Origin of the sequence: Aneurinibacillus uraniidurans (assembly GCF_028471905.1) — a bacterium.
In the GTDB taxonomy this organism is placed as follows: Bacteria; Bacillota; Bacilli; order Aneurinibacillales; family Aneurinibacillaceae; genus Aneurinibacillus; species Aneurinibacillus uraniidurans.
The window spans coordinates 2299175-2318514 of sequence record NZ_CP116902.1 but is presented as its reverse complement, the minus strand read 5'-3'; the positions used below and the strand labels follow the sequence as shown (position 1 = coordinate 2318514).

The window sequence follows — 19340 nt, the reverse complement described above, 5'->3', positions numbered from 1 at the left end:
GAGGTGAGGCGAGTGGAACAAGATGAGAAGTACCTTAGGGCGAAGAAAAGGGTGCAAGCATTAAAAGGTTTTTATATCCATCTGGTTATTTTTGTTTTGGTCAATATTGGTTTGTTTTTTATTGACTTGGTATTTTCCCGTGATAGTGTCTGGTTTTACTATCCCTTGTTTGGATGGGGAATTGGGTTAGTAGCACATGGTGTAGCGGTTTTAGGATTTGGAGGATTGTTCGGACCAGAATGGGAGAAAAGAAAAATTGAAGAGTTTATGGAAAAGGAGTAAGTACCTGCGCGGTGCTTTTTCTTTTACCCTAAAACGGAGATTTGTAATTCGGATTACATTTTCATCTTATATATCCTGTTAGAATATATTTATCAAGGGCGATATAGAAAGGAGGTTTTAATATGGCTCCAGTACCTTGGATATTTAAGGGGAAAAACGGAGGAAGAGCGGGCATTATATCAACCCCTTCTCATGTTTTCGCGCAATTGCTCAAACAAAATGAGCGGTTGAGAGTTGTTGCTACAAAGTAAGTTCCAACCAGTGAGACTTGCCTCAATGATTCATGAGGTAGGTCTTTTTCTTTTGCATAACATTACAACCGAGCCAGCGCAACAGTCATTTGAAGAAAAGATAAAAACTCTCTAACAGCGGCTTTTTTTAATCTCCTTCAATCTAACTTTATCGAAATTGAAAATGGTGGAAAAATCATCTTTTAAAGAAGGTATTTAAACCGGTATATGTAATTTATATAAGGTTACTAAAAAAAGGAGGATGTTTACTTAAATGGTCAAACTAGGGATTAATATTTCGGTCATTCTGCTTACGATAACGTTTATAATGGGTTGCACATTTGCTAAAAATGTACAGACATCTACTGAAAGTCAGAAAAAGTCTAAAGAAGCTTGGATAAAAAATGATGTGGTCACCAAGGATTCTAAGTATAGTTATAAAATTCCAGGTGATAGTAAACCTCTTTCGAAAGAGTTGCTTGGGGAGGTATCAAAAAGAGCTCTTGAAACGAATGGGGATGGTGTGGAAATAGAAACTAAATCAGGTTTTTCTTTTAACACAGAAAACAAAACTGAATCCGAGCTTCCATTAGTAGCCACAAAATCTGTTGGGAAAGATGACCGTATGTTTAATGGTATTAAGGAAATTCTAAAAGATTATTGGGTTTTGCGAGATGGAGCGGTCGTTTGTGAAAACGATAAGGAATTAGCGGAAGCTATTCAAAAGAACCCTGTTGAAACACTAATAATATCAAAGAATAGAAATGCTGTGGTTGTTAAAGAAAGCGAAGAGATAGAAAAAGAAAAATGTACGATTTTGGGAATTATGTATATGGGTGAAAATTCTGTAGCATATTTTGTGTTTGCAGAAAAAGAGAATAAATTTAACGATACATTACCTCTGTTTTTAAAGATTGGAGAAACAGTAGCTTTTGCGAAGTAAAACGATCGCGTCCTAATCATGACGTAAAAAGGTTTTTTATTTTGCAATCGTAGGCGCGAACTATGAGGTCACAAGGGTTAACGGGAATAAAACAAGATAAATTCAGTGGGTATAAAGTCATTTTTATGCCAAGTTTTTTAAGTGAATAGCCATGTATAGTTATCGCCCTCCTCCTTCTTTCTAATCATACAAATTACAAATATGTAAAAAAATTATATTTAGAAGAGGGATAAAAACCCACTATATGTAATTTATATAAGGTTGCTAAAAAAAAGGGGGATGTTTGCTTAAATGGTCAAACTAGGGATAAGTGTTTGGGTCATTCTGTTTATGCTAACGTTCGTAATTGGTTGCACATCTGCTAAAGACTCACAGACGTCAGTTGAAAGTCAAAAAGCTTCTACAGAAAGTAAGAAAAAGTCTGAAGAGACTTGGATGACAACTGAGGTGGTCACCAAGGATTCTAAGTATAGCTACAAAATTCCAGGGGATAGTAAACCTCTTTCAAAAGAGTTTCTTGGAGAGATATCAAAAGGAGCTACTGAAACGAATGGGAATGGTGTGGAAATAGAATTTAAATCGGGGTTTTCTTTTAACAAAGAAAATAAATCTAAACTTCCATTAGTAGTCACAAAATCTGTTGGGAAAGATGACCGTATGTTTAATAATATCAAGGAAATCCTAAGAGATTATTGGGTTCCTCGAGATAGAGTGGTTATTTGTGAAAACGATAAGGAATTAGCGGAAGCTATTCAAAAGAATCCTGTTGAAACACTAATAATATCAAAGAATAGAAACGCTGTGGTTGTTAAAGGAAATGAAGAGATAGAAAAAGAAAAAGAAAAGTGTACGATTTTGGCAATTATGTATATGGATAAAACTTCTGTAGCATATTTTTTATTTGCAGAAAAAGAGAATAAATTTAATGATACATTACCTCTGTTTCTAAAGATTGGAGAAACAGTAGCTTTTGCGAAGTAAAACGATCACGTCCTAAGCATGACGTAAAAAGGCTTTTTTTCTGTGAAAATCACGAAGTGATACAGTGTGTAAAAATGATACCTTTTCGGAAAAAGACAATAAGAAAACAAGGGTTATCATTTTTTAATCCCCATGTATAGGGTGTGTATTTTGGTGAAATACTTATAGGTTACGCACCGGATAGCATTTCAACGTATTGCTTTTTTTCAGAAAGTAATAAGTAGATCGTTCGTAACATTTTGTGAGCCAACGCAACCAGCGCTACTCGAATGCTTCTTCATCTCCAATCCAAAAGAAGCAGCGTTGATGAAAGACCAGGCATTTCTATCTGGACTAGCTGAAGCAATCGGGCGTGGCGTACTGGCTGCCATTGATGTAGCGTATGTGCCAGTGAAGCAACCAGAGCAGGTGATCCAGAAGGAGGAACCAAAGATGAAACAAGCAGATGCAGAGAAAGTGATCGTATACCTACAGACAGTATGGAAGGCAGCAAAGAGTACGGATGAGCAGAAGGAGATCGGCAGACTGGCTGATGAGGTGCGTGTGGCAGCTGGTATGAAGAAGATAAATTGTTGATGAACGTCCTTGCCAAACCGTTCGCAATCCCGCTTGTAAACAGGGGGCTCATCCTAGTTGGCTATGAGATGTAGACGGAGAATTATAAATGCTGATCCTACTGAAATCGCTGATATGATTGTTACTATGTTGTATTAGATACAGAAAAGGAACTGGTGAAGAAAAAATACCCTGCTGTCTGAGTAAGGTAGACAGCGGGGTATTTTTTAGCAGTAGTCTCTATAATTACGTTCTTATTTTACTTGAACCCAATCTATTTTCCAACTGTTACCTGACTTTAATAAGGTTACAGTTTCAGTATAATTTCCATAACCATTATCAATTATATATTCTGAGACATACGCTTTTTTCTTGTCTGTAGAGTAGGTAACTTTAGTTTTATGACCATATGTAAATTTGTCTAGAATCGTGAACTCTGTCTCCACAGCAAACCATTTACTTCCTTTTTTTTGTAACTCTGTTCGTAGTAATTCGTTGATAAAACGAGATGTAAAATTAGGTTGTAAAGTTTTTTCGATGGTTTCTTGAGATACACCATTGTAGCTACTAGCTAGATTGATTACTTGATATTGTAATTTGGATCCATTGAACAGTGTGAAAAATACACTGTTTCGTTCTTTTAAGTCAGCTTTAATCCTTTCATATTCCTTCCGGGATGACTGAATAAATGTATCACCATTACCTACAATTTTATTATTTGTAATAGTAAAATTCCCATCTATAAAAGCACCGGCCATGTAAGGGTACCGTTCGTTAACTTTAATTGCTAAAGAGTTCCCTTTCTTGGTTCCAGAGAATTCAACTTCCGTTGCGTAACTAGAAAATTTTAAACCACCAAGGTCCGTTTGTAACAACGTTCCTTTCACGATATTATTTTTATCATATGTAAACTTTAAATAAAAAATTGAATCTAAATCTCTTACATTATCAATTTGATGGCTGACGAACTCTTTATTTGTAAGATTTGAAAGCGTACTTGTACTGCTTTTAGCATTTACTATTGGTAATTTTACTAGTGTAATTTGAAGTATTAAAATAATAAGGCATAGGAATATTTTTTTATAAGGTGTTGTTTTTTTCATTGTGTTCCTCCTGTATGTAATTAATTATTAAATAGACTAGATCTCCTTTCTGTATATTTTGTAATTAAAGGTACATATTTCATGAAAATCTAATTGTGAGTATAACATAGTTCCTATTTGGTTATTAAGTATAATGACCTGTATTGATTATACTTGTAAAATAAGACACTCCCACTGCCCGTTTGGATGGTGGGAGTGTTTGGCATGGATTAAAAATGTGTGCTCAAGCTAAACTATGGGAAACTATGAAATGATATGAGGCTTATTTAACATATTTCTCACACAAAGTAGAAGTAGAATGAACTCCGTTGAAATACTTTGTGTCTGGAGATGAGAAGAACGTTGAGTACTGAAAGTAATAATTCAGGAGATACTACAGTAACGTTGTCTGTAAAACTTACGACCGAACTAGACCATTTGACTGTAGTGAATGTTGACTTAAAAGGTGATATTGTCAGTGAATCAATACGAGAAACTCGAAATATGGGAAAGGCGAAATTGGTTGTTTTTAACGAAGAATTGATTTTCGGATCGAAGACTGATTATCTCTCATATTGTCTGAATAAAAGTGATCCAGAGCACTTTAATATTTTGTCCGATCTCCGAAAAACATTCTCTTGGATGGATACAAGCAAAGTAAGATTAAAAGGAAAAATAGCCTATTTACATAGTTTTGAGATTTTTACATCGTATAGGAGAATGGGATTTGCTAGGCCGTATATTTGGTTATTACTTCGAGAGTTAAAGAAGGAACTTGAAATAGATGGGGTTATACTTGTAGCTTATCCCTTTAGAGTGAAGGATTCTAATAAGGAAGAGTTTCAAAAACAAAAACGTATCTTAGAAAATCTATACGTAAAATCAGGCTTTTCCATATTAAACGAAAAAGGAGAGAAACTTTATTCTAAGACAGGTGTAGAGATTGAACATCTATTTTGTGATATAAAGCATAAAACATTTTCAGAATTTATAGCATCTTAGATAACTAATCTCCTACTGCTTGTCTGTATATTTTACTTTCATACTACGGACGCTGAGACGCTTGTGAATGCTGGTTCCACTCTGGTAGCTGGCGTGACGGCCATTGCGCTGCATTGGAGACAGAAGAAAGCCAAGAAATAAGATAACCCCACTGCCCGTTTGGGTGGTGGGGATTTTTTCTCTGCACGACTATAAGATTTAAATTTATCTGTAAAGCTTTTTTAATCTTCATAAATCTCATTTGAAGTTGTAACTGACGTATGGGATAAACAATACGACACAGGCAATAATGACGATGATACCTAAACATCCTACTGAACATCCTATGAAAAATTTTCCTGCTGGATGCATTTTTAGTTTCGCACCACAATGAGGGCAAGTTATAGCGCTTTTTGCTAGTTCTTTTTTACACACTTTACATGGAACCATGTGATTCACTCCTATTTATCTATGTTTATATTGTAAGTATAATTCTGTAAAAAATTTAAAAGTCCTTTATATCTATTGTTTATGAGAAAATTTATATTTTACTCCCTTTTATCCTGTTATTTGTATAATAGGATAAAGGGGGAGATAAGATGAAGTACCTGTTACGAGTTGATGAAAGAGGTCGAATACTACTCCCAGAAGAAGTACGCAAGAAGCTTGGATATGGCACAGTTTCGATTGAAGCAGAAGATGACGTGATTATGATAAAGAAAGAAGCTCCTGTAGCATCATTCAATTCGATACTTAATAAATAGGAAGAAACCCGATCAATGTCGGGCTTCTTATTTGCAACCGAAATTGCAACCGTAACAAATGAAATGACCTATAATTAGACGAACTAAAGTGTATACAGCTTTCAGATAAACCCTTACAGCATCAACACTTTTAAAACTATATGATACTACCTGAAATGTGCGTATGAGATTCCATTATCCGATTGTACATAACTGGGTGCGATAAGGGGAATTTAGGAGTCACTGCGGTGGCTCCTTTTGCTTTTCATACAAGTTTCACACACTGATAGAGTGCTACATATAGTGAATAGTCAATTCTATCATTGTGCTAGGATTCATATTTGCGTTTGACGGTCTTGTTAAACCATTGAATATACCCACACCGATCACATGTCACGATTTCGGCTGAACGATTGGCAAAGTCTAGACCAAGAAAAGACATAAAAGCGGTATTTAACTGGGCATACCCGTGAATAAATTGATCATGCTTGCAATGGGGACAGATCACATCAATCCCGTAAGCTTCGTATTTTCCAGGTCCGATAGATTGTTTGATTTTTTTGGAAAATAGCTGAAAAAAGCCTTTTTGATTGGACATAGTAACAGCCCCTTTTTAGAATTTATTGTTTTGAGAAAATTGTCTAGGGTATTCTCGTACCCATTTATCATCCGTACGCCAGTCATATACTTCATTTGTATCGATATGTAATGTTTGATTTCCAATTACAACAACATTGTGATTTACCCATTCGACATACGGATTGTTATCGTAGTAATTCCAGTAGATCGTTTTCTTTGTATGCTGTTTGGTATCTACAAGTTCGCCTCTGGCTGCATTTGCGCTTAACGGATCATCATCGCAGACGTATGTTTTTAGTACATATCTCCCGTCAGGGGAAGTGGTGGCTCGAAGCAAGTCTCCTCGTGGAACTGTTTGTAGATTAAAAAAGAGATTATATATGCCTAATAATAAAAATAAGCAGGAGATGAAAAAAATAAAAATCGTTTTATGAGCGGGTGCATGTCTTTTTTTAAACAATCTGAAAGCCAATCTAATGATAAGAACGATAACACTACACAGTGCAGTTATACCGCCTATGATAATAAAAAATAGATAGAGTAATCCCATACAGCGTACCTCATTATGTATATAAAATAATATTCCTAAATAGGTAAAAACAGTTAAATGCCCTATTATACAAATATATCATATAGTTCAAGATACTAGGTGGATTATCTGGAAAGTTACATGGCGGTGGTTATACGGTTTGCTGAACAAAACAGTTCGACAGAGAGTTCTCAAGTCCAAACATTTGTAAGTCAGGTACAATCGGCTTAGGCACTTCTATCATGAGGTGCTTTTTTGTGTTATCTTCGTTGACAAAATAACAAACTATATAATATATTGTTTATAATAAAACTGACGAATTATAGGAGTGTTTGTTATATGGATGTATCAGAACAGTTTTGGAGTGCGTCACTTGAAGAACTTACATGTGGGTATGTGGAGGAAGAAGAGCAGTATGTATGTCTGCTCTGCGGCAAAAACGTTGAAAAAGGAATCATCTATCCGGATGAGGATAAGCTTTATGAAGCAAAGCGGTACATACGCGTTCATATTGAGAAAGCACATCAATCGGTATTTACGTACTTGATTCAGCTCGATAAAAAGGTAACGGGTCTTACCGATCATCAGAATGCACTGCTTCGCCTTTTTTATGAAGGGAAAAATGACTCGGAAGTCCAGAAAGAATTAGGAATCGGCAGTGCGTCCACTATTCGGAATCATCGCTTTGTCTTAAAAGAGAAAGAACGGCAGGCCAAAGTGTTCCTGACCATGATGGAACTTTTAAAAACAAAAGACAAACATGCTCCGGCTTTTGTAGGTGTTCATAAAACAGCGAAGATGGTCGACGATCGTTACAATGTAACGCAAAAAGAACAAGATGAGATTGTGAAGAAATATTTTCCGGACGGAGTGGATGGCCGGTTAAAAAAGTTCGCTTTAAAAGAGAAACATAAGCTGATTGTGCTTCGGGAAATCATCAAGCGGTTTGAAAGTGAACGGATTTACAAGGAAAAGGAAGTCAATGAAATCTTGCAAGCGGTGTACGATGACCATGTCACCGTACGGCGGTACTTAATCGAGTACGGTTTTCTAGATCGGAAATCTGATGGAAGTGCGTACTGGGTAAAAAATTAATGACGTGTGGAAAGAGGGGAAAATAAAGATGGAGCGCAAAAAAGAATTAAAGCAGCAATATAAAGAGATAAAAGTAGAGGCAGGCGTTTATCAGATTAAAAACACAGTAAACGGGAAGATTTTTATTGGGAGCAGCCGGAATTTAAAAACGTTGAACGGTAAGCAGTTTCAATTAAAAATGGGCAGTCACGAAAATCGAATGCTGCAAAAAGAATGGAACGAATACGGCGAAGATGCTTTTGTTTTTGAAATTGTGGAAGTGCTGAAAAAGAAAGAAACCGGATATTTTGATCTGAAAGATGAATTAAAAAAATTGGAAGAAAAATGGTTGGATACGCTGCAGCCGTTTGGTGAACAAGGGTATAACAAACCATCTCCTGCCCGCAAGTGAAACAAGATTGTGAAGAATCTTTCACCGTTTTATCGCGAAAACTTCACTGACAGCGTGGTACAATAAGCAGATAACATGTAGACAAGGGGTGAAGTGTGGATGGAATTAGGGGCAACGCATTTAAACGGGCTGTTTCTAGGCGGCTTTGCGTTTGTTATGATTTTGGTTATTCTCCTCTTTGTATATGGAACCAAAATGATCGAGAAAAGTGAAGAGGATCCGAAGAAATAGGACAGTCTTTTTTGAATAGATATGTTCTATCCCGCTTTTATTCACATATATATGGAAAGGTGTGAATGACAGATGGGGGGATTACAATCATGTATGTGGGTGTATTTGACATGCAAGAGCGACTTGTGCAGATGCGGAAACTGTTGAAGGAAAAGCGCCGCTTGTTGGAGATGCTAGAGGAAGATATCAACCGGATCGAGCGGGATATTGAACAGCTAGAGGCTCAGCTTAGCAACATTGAGCGTATCTCCGTCTAATACGATGGAATGGGCGGTTGCCCCTCTTCCGCCCCCAGCTTTCTATGCGTACAATGTAGAGAAAGCGCAGGAACAAGAGGGTGGGAAGATGAACAGGCGAGAAATGAAGCGGTTTGCCAAAAAAAATCCCCAGTTTGTCACCTGGGCCAAAAAAAATCAAGAGAAAGTGCAGGCATTGGCCCGAAGTGGAAACTACACGTCCATTATGAAGGAATGGGAGCGCAGTCGCCGCACAACATGGTCGGACCGCAAAGAGAAGGCGAAGCAAATTGCTCAATCGGTACAGGATGTGCGGAATTTTATGAACAACGTCGAATCAGTGTTCGGACATTTGCGGACGCTGCACGAGCACGCGACAAGGCACCTCAAAAGGTAGACTTTTGAGGTGCTTTTTTACTTGAGAGGGAGAAGATGGATCGTTTCATATTCAGTTCACATCCTGTTCATACTTGCGATATAGAATAGCATCAACCTAAAATTTGCTTGATTTTTTTGCCTAATCGTTTAAAATGAACATGGATTCACGTATGAATCCACGTTTAGTTTAAAAGTTATATGATAAATTTATAAGAGGAATTAAAGGAGAGGTTGAGTTGAGAATCGCGGATTTTTCAGTAAAAAGGCCCGTGACGATCGTTATGCTGATGGTAACGATCGTACTGTTTGGCGTTATTTCTCTGCCGATGCTCAAGGTGGACTTGTATCCGGAGCTTAACGTTCCGGTTGCGATGGTAGCAACATCGTTTGACGGGGCCGCACCTGGAGAAGTGGAGAAGCTCATTACAAAACCGATTGAAGAATCAATTGGTACGGTCAGCAACATAAAGGAGCTCTCCTCGACATCCATTAATGGTGCTTCTCAGGTGATTGTCCAGTTTAACTGGGGGACTAACATGGATCAGGCAGCACTCGACATGCGAGAGAAGATTGACTTGATTCGAAATCGGCTTCCAGATGGAGCCGGAGCACCGCGTGTTATCAAAATTGACCCGAATAGTTCGCCGGTTATCTCGTTAGCCTTATCCGGGCCGATGAGTGTCTCGGAGTTGGACAAGCTGGCAGAAGATACGGTGAAACCCCACCTCGAACGTGTGGACGGGGTTGCGTCTGTTAGTGTAAATGGTGGGATGAAAAGAGAAATTCAGCTTACGATTAACCCGGATGCATTGAATGCATATGGGTTGACGGTTGACCAGATTTTACAAAGCTTAAAAGGGCGCAATCTGTCCGGAACCGCCGGGAATGTAGTGGAAGGTGGTCGGAATGTTAGTATTAAGGTTAGTGGTGAGTTTAATACGCCGCAGGATATTGGACAAACCCCAATTGCTCTGCCAGGTGGTGGGAATATTCAACTGGCTGATCTGCTCACTGTAACAGATGGGTATAAGAAAACAACCCAGAAAACAACGGTGAACGACCAGCCGAGCATTGGTTTGAATATAATGAAAGCATCCGGCTCCAATACGGTAAATGTAGCCAATGCTGCAAATGCCGAGATTGAGGCATTGAAAAAGCAGCTTCCAAAAGGCGTTAAGATCGATACGATCATGGATACGTCTGTATTTATTAAAGATTCGATTAATACAGTAAAACAACACGGGATTGAAGGGGCCATTTTCTCGATTATTGTGCTGTACTTGTTCCTTCATAGTTTTCGTTCGACACTTGTTGTCGCGATCGTGATTCCGATCTCGGTTATTGGAACGTTCTCGTTGATGTATTTTTCCGGGCAAACGATTAACTTAATTTCACTGGCTGGCTTGACGCTCGGTCTTGGTTCGCTGGTTGACTTTGCGGTCGTTGTGCTCGAGAGCATTTATCGCAAACGGCAGGAAGGACTTGACATTAAGCTAGCGTCGATTGTCGGAACGAAAGAAGTAGGAACAGCGGTTATGGCATCTGCGCTGGCGCAGATCGCGGTATTTTTGCCGATCGTATTTGTTAACGGTTTTGCGGCACAACTGTTTACGCCGCTTGCGCTGACCGTTGTATTCTCGCACATCGCAGCGCTTATTGCGTCCATTACACTTGTGCCTATGATGTCATCGCAGTTGCTTGTCAAACCACCTCGTTCTGAGGAAGAATATGTGCAGTCCGATCGTAAAACTCCAATGGTGCTGTTCCAGAAAGGATTCCATTCGCTAAGTGAGCGTTATGGTCGCCTGATCTCCTGGTCATTATCACACCGGAAAAGCGTACTGCTAGTTGCAGGTGGATCGTTCATCGCAGCGGCGGTGATTTTTGCAACACCGCTGATTGGGAAAGAGTTCATCTCCGAATTCGACCAGGGTGAGATTGCAGTCAAAATCGAGCTGCCTGCTGGATCTCAGCTCAAAGATACAGAGGCGATTACGAAGCAAGTTGAAGCATATGTCAAGCAGATTCCAGAGCGCAAGCTTGTCTATACGACTGTGGGACAGCCGGGCGGATTTTCACTTGCACAAGTTGATACGAGTAATTTTTCTAATATTAGTGTCAAGCTCGTACCAAAAGATGAGCGCAAGCGTTCAACTGATCAAGTCATCGAACAGCTGCGCAGTCAGGTAGCGAACATTGCCGGTGCCGACATCACCGTTGGGGCAAGCTCAGCAGGCGGCATGCCAACAGGTTCACCGATTAGCTTTAGCATTCGCGGGGACGATTTGAATGTGCTCACGGATTTGAGTAAGGTTGCGGTTGATCTTGTGAAAGGGGTTGATGGAACACGTAACGTTACATCTTCCTTGCAGAAGACAACCGAGCAATTAGAAGTTTCAGTAAACAGCAACATAGCCGCTCAATATGGCATTACAGCCAATCAGGTATTATCAGCGGTACGTACAGCGTTTGATGGCCAGGTAGCAACCCAGTACCGTACAGGTGACGATGAAATTGATATTCGCCTGCAGTTCCCGGAAAATTTCAAATCAGAAATGCTTAATCTTGACGGACTCATGATTTCGACTCCGTCCGGTGCACAAGTATCGGTTGGCCAGGTGGCGACCATTAAGAAGATTGAGATTCCACAGCAAATCTCCCGAGCTAATCAGGCGCGCGAAGTACAGATTACAAGCGATATTACCGGGCGTCCGCTGAGTGAAGTTACAGCGGAGATTGATAAGAAGCTGGCAGATCTGAAGCTGCCGGAGGGCTATTATGTGGTTCAGGGCGGTCAAAGTAAAGACATGGCAGAATCATTCCAGAGCCTGGCACTTGCGATGCTTCTTGCGATTGCGCTTGTGTATATGGTTATGGCGAGCCAGTTCGAATCGCTTCTGTATCCGTTTATTATCATGTTCTCGATTCCACCGACGCTGGTTGGGGTTGTCATCGGTCTGCTGGTCACACAGCAGCCGCTCAGTGTAGCGGCAATGATGGGGTACATCCTCTTGATTGGTATCGTGGTAAACAATGCGATCGTACTTGTGGATTACATTAATACGCTTCGTAAAGAAGGCATGGAGCGTAATGAAGCAATTAAAAAGGCGGGACCAATTCGTCTGCGTCCGATTTTGATGACGACACTTGCTACGGTCCTTGCGATTCTACCACTTGCATTTGGAGGTGGGGAAGGAAGCGAAGGACAGGCACCGCTTGCTGTTGTCGTTGTGTTCGGTCTGACGTTCTCAACACTCATTACGCTTGTGCTTGTGCCAGTCGTGTACACCCTGTTTGACGATTGGATTATAAAACGCAGACAGCGCCGGGAGGAACGCCGGGCGAAAAAAATGAAGCGAATCGAACAGGAAACAGGAGGGAACACATTCCATGCGTAAAACAGTAATTGGAATGACGATTACAAGTCTGGTGCTGACAAGCACTCTTTTGGCGGGCTGTGGAAAAAGCGATCAACCAGCTACGGCACCGCAAGCCAAGACTGTACCGGTTGAGGTAATGACAGCTAAGCAAGGTACACTAGATAAAGGGCGGGTTCTGACAGGAACCGCCCAGCCGCTTCAGCAGGCGAACATTGTGCCAAAAGTGAGCGCGAAAGTGACGTCCATTCAGGTGAAAGTTGGACAAAAAGTAAGTGCCGGAGACGTGTTGTTCCGGCTTGATGATAAAGATTTGCGCAATGCCGTTGCCCAGGCCCAACAAACTGTGGCGCTCTCTCGCGCCTCACTCGCTCAGGCACAGCTGCAGCAGCGGAATGGGATCGATTCTGCGCAGACCGGCGTGAATCAGGCGAATAATGGTCTGTCTCAGGCAAATGCAGCGTATGAGCAGGCTAAGAATAGTCTAGAACAGGCAGCGGCCGGGATTACGCGTGCCCAGCAGGGGTATAATGATGCGAAGACAAACGCTGACCGAACAGCTATGTTATTCCAGCAAGGCGCTGTGACAAAGCAAAATCTTGAGCAGGCACAAACACAGCTGAAGAATGCAGAGATTGCCTTAAAAGAGGCACAAATTTCGAAGCAGAATGCGGATGCATCGCGCCGCAGCGCTGAGCAATCACGTAAAAATGCGCAATCCTCTATGCAAACGGCGCAAGATCAAGTAAGCAACGCCAAACGGGGAGAAGCAATTGAAGTATCTCGTCAGCAGTTGAATCAGGCAGAACTGAATTTGAAGATTGCGCAGGATAATTTGAACAATGCAGTCGTTACCGCCCCGATTTCCGGGACGATTGGCGCAATTAACGGGGAAGTCGGTGACTTCTCTTCGCCGCAAAGTCCGTTCATGATTTTAGCTAATCTTGAGACAGCAAAAGCGGTTATTAACGTACCGGAAAATATGATCAATCTGTTTGCGATGGGACAAGCCGTAAACATTGACATTCCGTCGGTTAAGCTGCAGCGATCTGGTAAAGTAGCTAGCATCAGCCCGATTAATCAGCAGTCCAAAGGGTATCCGGTTACGATCGAAGTGCCGAATCAAGACGGCAAAATTAAAGGCGGTATGATTCTGCAGGTAAGTGTACTGACACCGGATACGAAACAGGGCATTGTTGTTCCGACGACAGCGCTTCTATCAGCGGATGGTAAGTCTTACGTGTATGTTGCACAGGGCGATAAGCCAGTGCGCAAAACGATCACGATTGTAGAGCAGAACAGTGACCAATCGCTTGTTAATGGTCTGGCAGCAGGCGATCAAGTAGTAGTAAAAGGACAGTCACTTATTTCAGATGATGCAAAACTTTCGGTTAAGAAATCACAGTAAGCATTTGTAAAACCGGCATGCAGCTTTGTCTGCGTGTCGGTTTTTTCTATGTAGTAGCACGTATTGTGTCCATCTCATTTGTCTATGCTGTGTAAAGAAGTGGCATACCAAAGACAGGAGATGAAATACATGATGATCAATCTGGTGCGCACGTTACTTTTCGTAGTTACTGTGGTAGTTCTATGTTCCGGATGTGGAACATTTCGTGCAAAATCGCCTGGGTCCGAGCCTCAGGAGGTAGAAACGCGGGAGGTATTGGCCCAGCCACCTTCGCTTGCTGTTTCTCATTCTATTGAGGGGGCAAGCGTTAATTTGACATTTTTGACCCGTAATTTTACGTTTGTAAAACCGGGAGAGAAGCAGTCCAATCGTTCCGGGCAGGGGTATGTCCGGGTCATGGTCGATAACCAGACGACCTCGGTATACAACAATCGTTTTGATACGGCGGATTTAACGCCGGGTGCACATACATTTTCCGCTGAGCTTGTGCAGAATAACGGGCGTGCGTATCCGAATACGAAAATCAACTTTACGATTACAATCAAGCCATCTGAACCGGCTGCTACGTTTTGACGACAGCCGCAGCTCAAACTAAAGAGGCTATCCCCAAGCCAAAACATGGCAACAGGGTAGCCTTTTTGTAATATCGACAACGTGTGGTGGTGAGGGAGTGGGAGAAGGGAGGAGCCGTTCGCTTCGGTACACTTGCAGGGAAGTGGAGGCTGTCCGCTCCGAGAGCCCAGCGAACGTGCCCGCAAAGAAAAGCCGACGATGTTGATTCACCGAAGGATTGCGGGCAAAAGCTCGTTCGCCGGTCTCTCTCCGCTGAGTAGACGCGTACAGGCGCTCGTGCTCCTCCCTTCTCCCACTCCCCGCACAACGTTTTGTTTTACAAAAAACATGCGACGCCAGAATGAATTTTCTCGGTAGCCACTGGCTTTTCGCAAGACCACTTCCTTATTTTTTACCTGCATAGCAAGACTGGGACTCTTGATTTTGCTTGATGATTTTTATCCAAAGTGTGTTAGGAGCGGGATCGGGCGGGGCAACGGAACGCCTGTACGCGATCCCCAGCGGAAGGAGTCAGGCGAACGGGTTTTTGCCCACAATCCCTCGATGCGAATACATCGTGGGTCCTCTTTTGTGGGCGAGTTCGTCTGGCACCTGGAGCGGACAGCCTTAACTTCGTAGCGAGCGTACCGAAGTGACGAGGCCCCGCCCGATCCCGGCTCCTCCACCACAATTTGGAGAAATCATCCACCAAGAAAAAAGCTGTCCCGTTCGCCACTTTCTGGCTTCGGGACAGCCTCGTTTTGTTTAGATAGCTTAGCCTTTAAACATTTGCACAAACATTTCGCCGTACGGTCCGCCCTTCACAATCCCGATACCTACTTCTGTGTAAGCGGTGTTCAGGATGTTCGCACGGTGTCCTGCTGAATTCATCAGTGCTGTGTGTGCTGCTGTAACAGAGGAGTTACCGGCAATGTTTTCACCAGCAGTACGGTAGGAGACTCCAAAACGGTTCATCATATCGAATGGTGAGCCGTATGTCGGAGACTGGTGGCTGAAATAGTTTTTATCGATCATATCTTGTGCTTTTAAACGCGCAAGCTTTGTTAATTCGAGATTAGCTTTGAGCGGAGCAAGTCCGCGCTGCGTGCGCTCCTTATTGACAAGATCAAGCATTTGCTGCTCATCAGCTGTCAGTCCTTGCACGGGAGCAGCTGGTGTAGTCGGCTTAGTTGCTGGTTGACTTGGTTGATTATTTGTCGGTGTAGTCGGCTGTTTCGGCGGTGTAGTTACAGTTGGTTGAGCTGGTTTTACACCTGTAGTCGGCTGAACAGTGCTTACGAATTTGCAATTCTTGAAATATTGGCTCAATAGCGCTTGTAAATCAGCGTTATTGTATGATGTCAGACCTTTTACTACAGTAAACTTTTCTGCCTGACCTGAGTTTGGGCATGTAGTGGCTGCTTCTGTAGCTGCCATGTTGAACCCGAGTAAGGATGTGCACAGTACAGATGCTGCGATCCATTTTTTCATCGTGTCATCACTCCTGTTGCGATAAATTTAGTGGCTCGTCTGAACCTGTTCCATCGTAACATACAATTCCGATGTATATGCGTGGTAATTATTTCATATGGAATCACGATGCGAAAAATTCAGCTTGTCCGCAACTAATTTCTTGTTCTCTGGCATACAGTGAATAGAAGCTAAGCATGCGGGGTGAGAGAATGAAAGCGACAGGACACATAAGTGGTAATCAGATTAAAGTTGTATTCCGCAATGAAACGCAGCCTGCCCGCAACCGGGAGCAAATCATAAGTTCACGCATGGAAAAATCGCTCGAAAATGAATCAGGTGCGTTAAAAGAGCTGGAGAGTCTTGTTGGCCTCGAAGAAGTGAAAAAGCTCGTGTACGAAATTTATGCATTCTTAACGATCCGTAAGCTCCGGGAAGAGCAGGGACTGCATAATGCACCTCATATGTTTCATATGTTGTTTCGTGGAAATCCGGGAACCGGTAAAACAACCGTAGCCCGCATTCTCGGTAAGCTGTTCAAAGACATGGGCATTCTCGAAAAAGGTCACCTGGTGGAAGTGGAGCGGGCTGATCTTGTCGGGGAATATATTGGACATACAGCTTCGAGAACACGGGACGTGATCAAAAAAGCGATCGGCGGTGTTTTGTTTATTGATGAAGCGTATTCACTTGTACGAGGCGGAGAGAAAGACTTTGGTAAAGAGTGTATTGATACATTAATTAAAAGTCTCGAGGATGACCGGAAACAGTTGATTGTGATTTTAGCCGGTTATAACGAGGAAATGGATACGTTTTTATCATCGAATCCAGGCCTGCCTTCCCGCTTTCCGATTCAGCTTGATTTTCCAGATTATACACTGAACCAGCTTTTAGACATTGCCGATACAATGTGTGACGAACAAGCATATTATCTAGCAAGTGATTCGCGATACCTACTGCGCCGGATGCTTGCCCGCGAACGGGAAAATGGGAAAAATCATTTTAGTAACGCCCGCTACGTGCGCAATGTGATCGAAAAAGCGATTCGCCAGCAGGCGATTCGCATTGTTACCGATCATGCGGCTCTACAGGTAGATAAAGAGGTGCTGATGGAGTTAAAAGCCGAAGACTTTGAACAGGAGTAAGCGTGCGGTTATTTAAGATCGTGCGCATTTTTCTTTTGTTTACCATCTAGCGTAAAACATAGAAAATACGGTACTATAGACTCAAGGGAATATATTTCTTCTTCTCACTGTAGGGATATAACGAAAGGGGCCGTTTGAGATGGCAATTGATGATAAAAAAGGAATTTTGCTGGAGAGCGGTACGAATGAACTGGAAATTATTGAATTTGGTATCGGAGGAGATACCTTTGGTATTAATGTTATTAAAGTACGCGAAGTTATCAATCCAGTTCCGGTAACGCGCACGCCAAAAATTCATCCGCATGTCATGGGGATTATTCAACTGCGTGGGGAAGTGCTATCTGTTATTAACCTAGCACAGGCACTTGGATATCCGCCATCTGATCACCCGGAGCAGGATAAGCTTATTATCGCTGAGCTCAATCAGATGAAGGTGGCATTCTACGTCCATTCCGTATCGCGTATTCATCGTATTTCGTGGGAACAAATTGAGAAGCCGTCAGAGCTTGCACGCGGTGTAGAAAACAGCACAACGGGTGTTGTGAAAATGGGCGAACGGTTTATTCTGCTGCTCGATTTTGAGAAAATCGTGGTAGATATTAGTCCAGAGTCCGGCATCAATGTTGGTCAGTTGAAAGAATTAGGGGAACGTAATAAGAGTACGAAGCGTATTTTACTTGCGGAAGATTCTGCGATTTTGCGCAAATTAATTGAAGAAACGTTGCATGAAGCCGGGTATGTACATATTGAGATTTGTCAGGATGGGAATGAGGCGTGGAATTATCTCGAGCATGTTGTGCGTACAGGTGATGAAGTGACTGATCATGTGAGCCTTGTGATTACCGACATTGAGATGCCGAAGATGGATGGTCATCATTTGACAAAACGAATTAAAGAGCATAAGGACTTGCGCAAGCTTCCGGTTGTTATTTTCTCCTCGCTTATTACAGATGACCTGCGACATAAGGGGGAACAAGTCGGTGCAAATGCTCAGGTGAGCAAGCCGGAGATTGTGCATCTAGTGAAAGTAATTGACAAGCTTATTCTGTAATTGGAGCAATAAGAAATTCGTGTTTGGATCATACTAACTGCATCTTCGAAAACAGTAAGGGGTGCATGTGTATGTCCGATAAGAATAAGCAACAGGCGCTTGATAAGCAGCATCCGCGCAGTCATCCGAGTGATCTGGATCAGTTTGGACGGGATGGCCAGATTCCGCTGACCGGTCAAAAACCGCGTACAAGTATGGTGTCGATGGCTGAGGCAGAAGAACGTGCAGGGCTTCGTCAGGATGAATGTCAGTAAAAAGAAGAAGCGGTCCCAAAGCCAAAACATGGCGAGAGGGACCGCTTTTTTTAGTAGCCGTATGTAACGGTAACGTAGTCTTCGATAACAAGCTCGCCTGGTGATAGCTGGCTGGATGATTCAGCTGGACTTTTCATACTAGACCCCACACTTATTGTGTCTCGGAGAGGATATATGACCGATGGCGTGGAGCCATCGCTGATCGCAAGGACTGTATTGATTTTGACCCCGGCACGGGCTGCCATGCGGTCTGCTTTCAGTCGAGCATTGTCAATTGCTCGGTCGGTCGCATCCATGCGGTACGTATCGAGCTTCTCTGATGTAAATGTCACATTGTCAATCCGGTTCGCACCTGCCGCAGTAGCCTGATCAAGCAGTTCTCCGACGCGATTTAGATCCCGGTATTTGATGGAAATGATTTGTTCTACCTGATATCCTTTTAACGTTTGTTTGTTGTTGTCCCACGAGTAATCAGGGGAGGTGGAATAACGAACAGTTTGAATGTCTGCTTCTGCAATTTTGAATGCTGCTAATGTCTTGCGGATGTTTTGGAACTCAGTTGCATTTTTTTGCTGGGCTTCCCGTGCTGTTTTTCCGGTAGTGGTAAGTCCGAGTTGAATATAAGCAGTATCTGGCTTAACGCGAATTTCTCCTTTACCTGTTACTGTGATCGTGTGTGCTACGGCAGTAGTCGATTCCGCGTGTGCAGAAGCTGGTGTGTAAGTGAGCAGCCAGGCGCTGAGAAGTGGCACGCATAGCAGCGCTTTTCCTAATTTTTTCTGGTTCATAGTTTGGTGAGTCCCCTTTCTTGCTTTCAGATAAGTCTCTTTCTAGACGCCTTCCTGAT

23 protein-coding genes are annotated in these 19340 nt (G+C 42.3%); 17 read left to right on the top strand and 6 right to left on the bottom strand.

Annotated features, from left to right (window positions below):
* The first annotated feature begins 12 nt into the window (after nucleotides 1–12).
* The 4 genes from PO771_RS11550 to PO771_RS11535 all read left to right on the top strand — a co-directional run bounded on the left by PO771_RS11550 (nucleotide 13) and on the right by PO771_RS11535 (nucleotide 3012).
* Nucleotides 13–282, top strand: coding sequence for a 2TM domain-containing protein (locus PO771_RS11550; protein ID WP_272559824.1), 270 nt, complete (start codon nucleotides 13–15; stop codon nucleotides 280–282).
* A gap of 504 nt (nucleotides 283–786) precedes the next feature.
* Nucleotides 787–1455, top strand: coding sequence for a hypothetical protein (locus PO771_RS11545; protein WP_272559823.1), 669 nt, complete (start codon nucleotides 787–789; stop codon nucleotides 1453–1455).
* A 291-nt stretch (nucleotides 1456–1746) separates the two neighbouring features.
* The gene (locus tag PO771_RS11540; RefSeq protein ID WP_272559822.1) at nucleotides 1747–2436 is read left to right on the top strand and encodes a hypothetical protein; all 690 of its coding nucleotides are present in this window, start codon (nucleotides 1747–1749) and stop codon (nucleotides 2434–2436) included.
* 306 nt (nucleotides 2437–2742) lie between these two features.
* Nucleotides 2743–3012 (top strand): hypothetical protein, encoded by a 270-nt coding sequence (locus tag PO771_RS11535; protein ID WP_336297941.1) that lies wholly within the window; start codon nucleotides 2743–2745, stop codon nucleotides 3010–3012.
* 233 nt (nucleotides 3013–3245) lie between these two features.
* On the opposite strand, the gene PO771_RS11530 is transcribed toward PO771_RS11535, so the two are convergent.
* Nucleotides 3246–4094, bottom strand: a complete 849-nt coding sequence (locus tag PO771_RS11530) for a DUF3993 domain-containing protein (RefSeq protein WP_272559821.1) — start codon at nucleotides 4092–4094, stop codon at nucleotides 3246–3248.
* A gap of 342 nt (nucleotides 4095–4436) precedes the next feature.
* Between PO771_RS11530 and PO771_RS11525 the strand changes: the two genes are divergently transcribed.
* Nucleotides 4437–5075: a hypothetical protein gene (locus tag PO771_RS11525; RefSeq protein WP_272559820.1), complete on the top strand. Its 639-nt coding sequence runs from the start codon at nucleotides 4437–4439 to the stop codon at nucleotides 5073–5075.
* 237 nt (nucleotides 5076–5312) lie between these two features.
* Here the strand turns inward: PO771_RS11525 and PO771_RS19450 are convergent, their stop codons facing one another.
* Complete coding sequence (locus PO771_RS19450; protein ID WP_422664942.1) at nucleotides 5313–5504, bottom strand: zinc ribbon domain-containing protein; 192 nt, start codon at nucleotides 5502–5504, stop codon at nucleotides 5313–5315.
* Nucleotides 5505–5653: 149 nt separating this feature from the next.
* Here PO771_RS19450 and PO771_RS11520 point away from each other — a divergent pair, with 149 nt between their 5' ends.
* Nucleotides 5654–5818, top strand: a complete 165-nt coding sequence (locus PO771_RS11520) for a hypothetical protein (RefSeq protein ID WP_272559819.1) — start codon at nucleotides 5654–5656, stop codon at nucleotides 5816–5818.
* A gap of 307 nt (nucleotides 5819–6125) precedes the next feature.
* Here PO771_RS11520 and PO771_RS11515 read toward each other — a convergent pair whose 3' ends face one another.
* On the bottom strand, nucleotides 6126–6395 hold the full coding sequence (locus tag PO771_RS11515) for a zinc ribbon domain-containing protein (protein WP_272559818.1): 270 nt from the start codon (nucleotides 6393–6395) through the stop codon (nucleotides 6126–6128).
* Nucleotides 6396–6410: 15 nt separating this feature from the next.
* On the bottom strand, nucleotides 6411–6926 hold the full coding sequence (locus tag PO771_RS11510) for a DUF5412 family protein (protein ID WP_272559817.1): 516 nt from the start codon (nucleotides 6924–6926) through the stop codon (nucleotides 6411–6413).
* A gap of 318 nt (nucleotides 6927–7244) precedes the next feature.
* Between PO771_RS11510 and PO771_RS11505 the strand changes: the two genes are divergently transcribed.
* From PO771_RS11505 to PO771_RS11470, 8 genes are all read left to right on the top strand, one after another.
* A complete protein-coding gene (locus PO771_RS11505; protein ID WP_272559815.1) occupies nucleotides 7245–8000 on the top strand; it encodes a DUF2087 domain-containing protein in 756 nt (251 codons plus the stop codon).
* A 28-nt stretch (nucleotides 8001–8028) separates the two neighbouring features.
* Nucleotides 8029–8391 carry a GIY-YIG nuclease family protein gene (locus tag PO771_RS11500; RefSeq protein WP_272559814.1) on the top strand — a complete coding sequence of 121 codons (363 nt, stop codon included), beginning with the start codon at nucleotides 8029–8031 and terminating at the stop codon, nucleotides 8389–8391.
* A 99-nt stretch (nucleotides 8392–8490) separates the two neighbouring features.
* Nucleotides 8491–8622, top strand: coding sequence for a hypothetical protein (locus PO771_RS11495; RefSeq protein WP_272559813.1), 132 nt, complete (start codon nucleotides 8491–8493; stop codon nucleotides 8620–8622).
* An 89-nt stretch (nucleotides 8623–8711) separates the two neighbouring features.
* Complete coding sequence (locus tag PO771_RS11490; protein WP_272559812.1) at nucleotides 8712–8879, top strand: hypothetical protein; 168 nt, start codon at nucleotides 8712–8714, stop codon at nucleotides 8877–8879.
* An 88-nt stretch (nucleotides 8880–8967) separates the two neighbouring features.
* Nucleotides 8968–9255 carry a hypothetical protein gene (locus tag PO771_RS11485; RefSeq protein ID WP_272559811.1) on the top strand — a complete coding sequence of 96 codons (288 nt, stop codon included), beginning with the start codon at nucleotides 8968–8970 and terminating at the stop codon, nucleotides 9253–9255.
* Nucleotides 9256–9472: 217 nt separating this feature from the next.
* Nucleotides 9473–12634 (top strand): efflux RND transporter permease subunit, encoded by a 3162-nt coding sequence (locus PO771_RS11480; protein WP_272559810.1) that lies wholly within the window; start codon nucleotides 9473–9475, stop codon nucleotides 12632–12634.
* Nucleotides 12627–14021 (top strand): efflux RND transporter periplasmic adaptor subunit, encoded by a 1395-nt coding sequence (locus PO771_RS11475; RefSeq protein WP_272559809.1) that lies wholly within the window; start codon nucleotides 12627–12629, stop codon nucleotides 14019–14021. Before PO771_RS11480 ends, PO771_RS11475 begins: the two co-directional genes overlap by 8 nt.
* A gap of 129 nt (nucleotides 14022–14150) precedes the next feature.
* A complete protein-coding gene (locus tag PO771_RS11470) occupies nucleotides 14151–14594 on the top strand; it encodes a hypothetical protein (RefSeq protein WP_272559807.1) in 444 nt (147 codons plus the stop codon).
* Between the two features lie 753 nt (nucleotides 14595–15347).
* Here the strand turns inward: PO771_RS11470 and PO771_RS11465 are convergent.
* Nucleotides 15348–16064 (bottom strand): CAP domain-containing protein, encoded by a 717-nt coding sequence (locus tag PO771_RS11465; RefSeq protein WP_272559806.1) that lies wholly within the window; start codon nucleotides 16062–16064, stop codon nucleotides 15348–15350.
* A 191-nt stretch (nucleotides 16065–16255) separates the two neighbouring features.
* Between PO771_RS11465 and PO771_RS11460 the strand changes: the two genes are divergently transcribed.
* From PO771_RS11460 to PO771_RS11450, 3 genes are all read left to right on the top strand, one after another.
* Nucleotides 16256–17188, top strand: coding sequence for an AAA family ATPase (locus tag PO771_RS11460; RefSeq protein WP_272559805.1), 933 nt, complete (start codon nucleotides 16256–16258; stop codon nucleotides 17186–17188).
* A gap of 145 nt (nucleotides 17189–17333) precedes the next feature.
* Complete coding sequence (locus PO771_RS11455) at nucleotides 17334–18239, top strand: chemotaxis protein (RefSeq protein WP_272563148.1); 906 nt, start codon at nucleotides 17334–17336, stop codon at nucleotides 18237–18239.
* 71 nt (nucleotides 18240–18310) lie between these two features.
* Complete coding sequence (locus PO771_RS11450; RefSeq protein WP_272559804.1) at nucleotides 18311–18493, top strand: hypothetical protein; 183 nt, start codon at nucleotides 18311–18313, stop codon at nucleotides 18491–18493.
* 50 nt (nucleotides 18494–18543) lie between these two features.
* On the opposite strand, the gene PO771_RS11445 is transcribed toward PO771_RS11450, so the two are convergent.
* Entirely contained in the window at nucleotides 18544–19281 is a 738-nt protein-coding gene (locus tag PO771_RS11445) for an SIMPL domain-containing protein (RefSeq protein WP_272559802.1), read from the bottom strand.
* Nucleotides 19282–19340 lie beyond the last annotated feature (59 nt).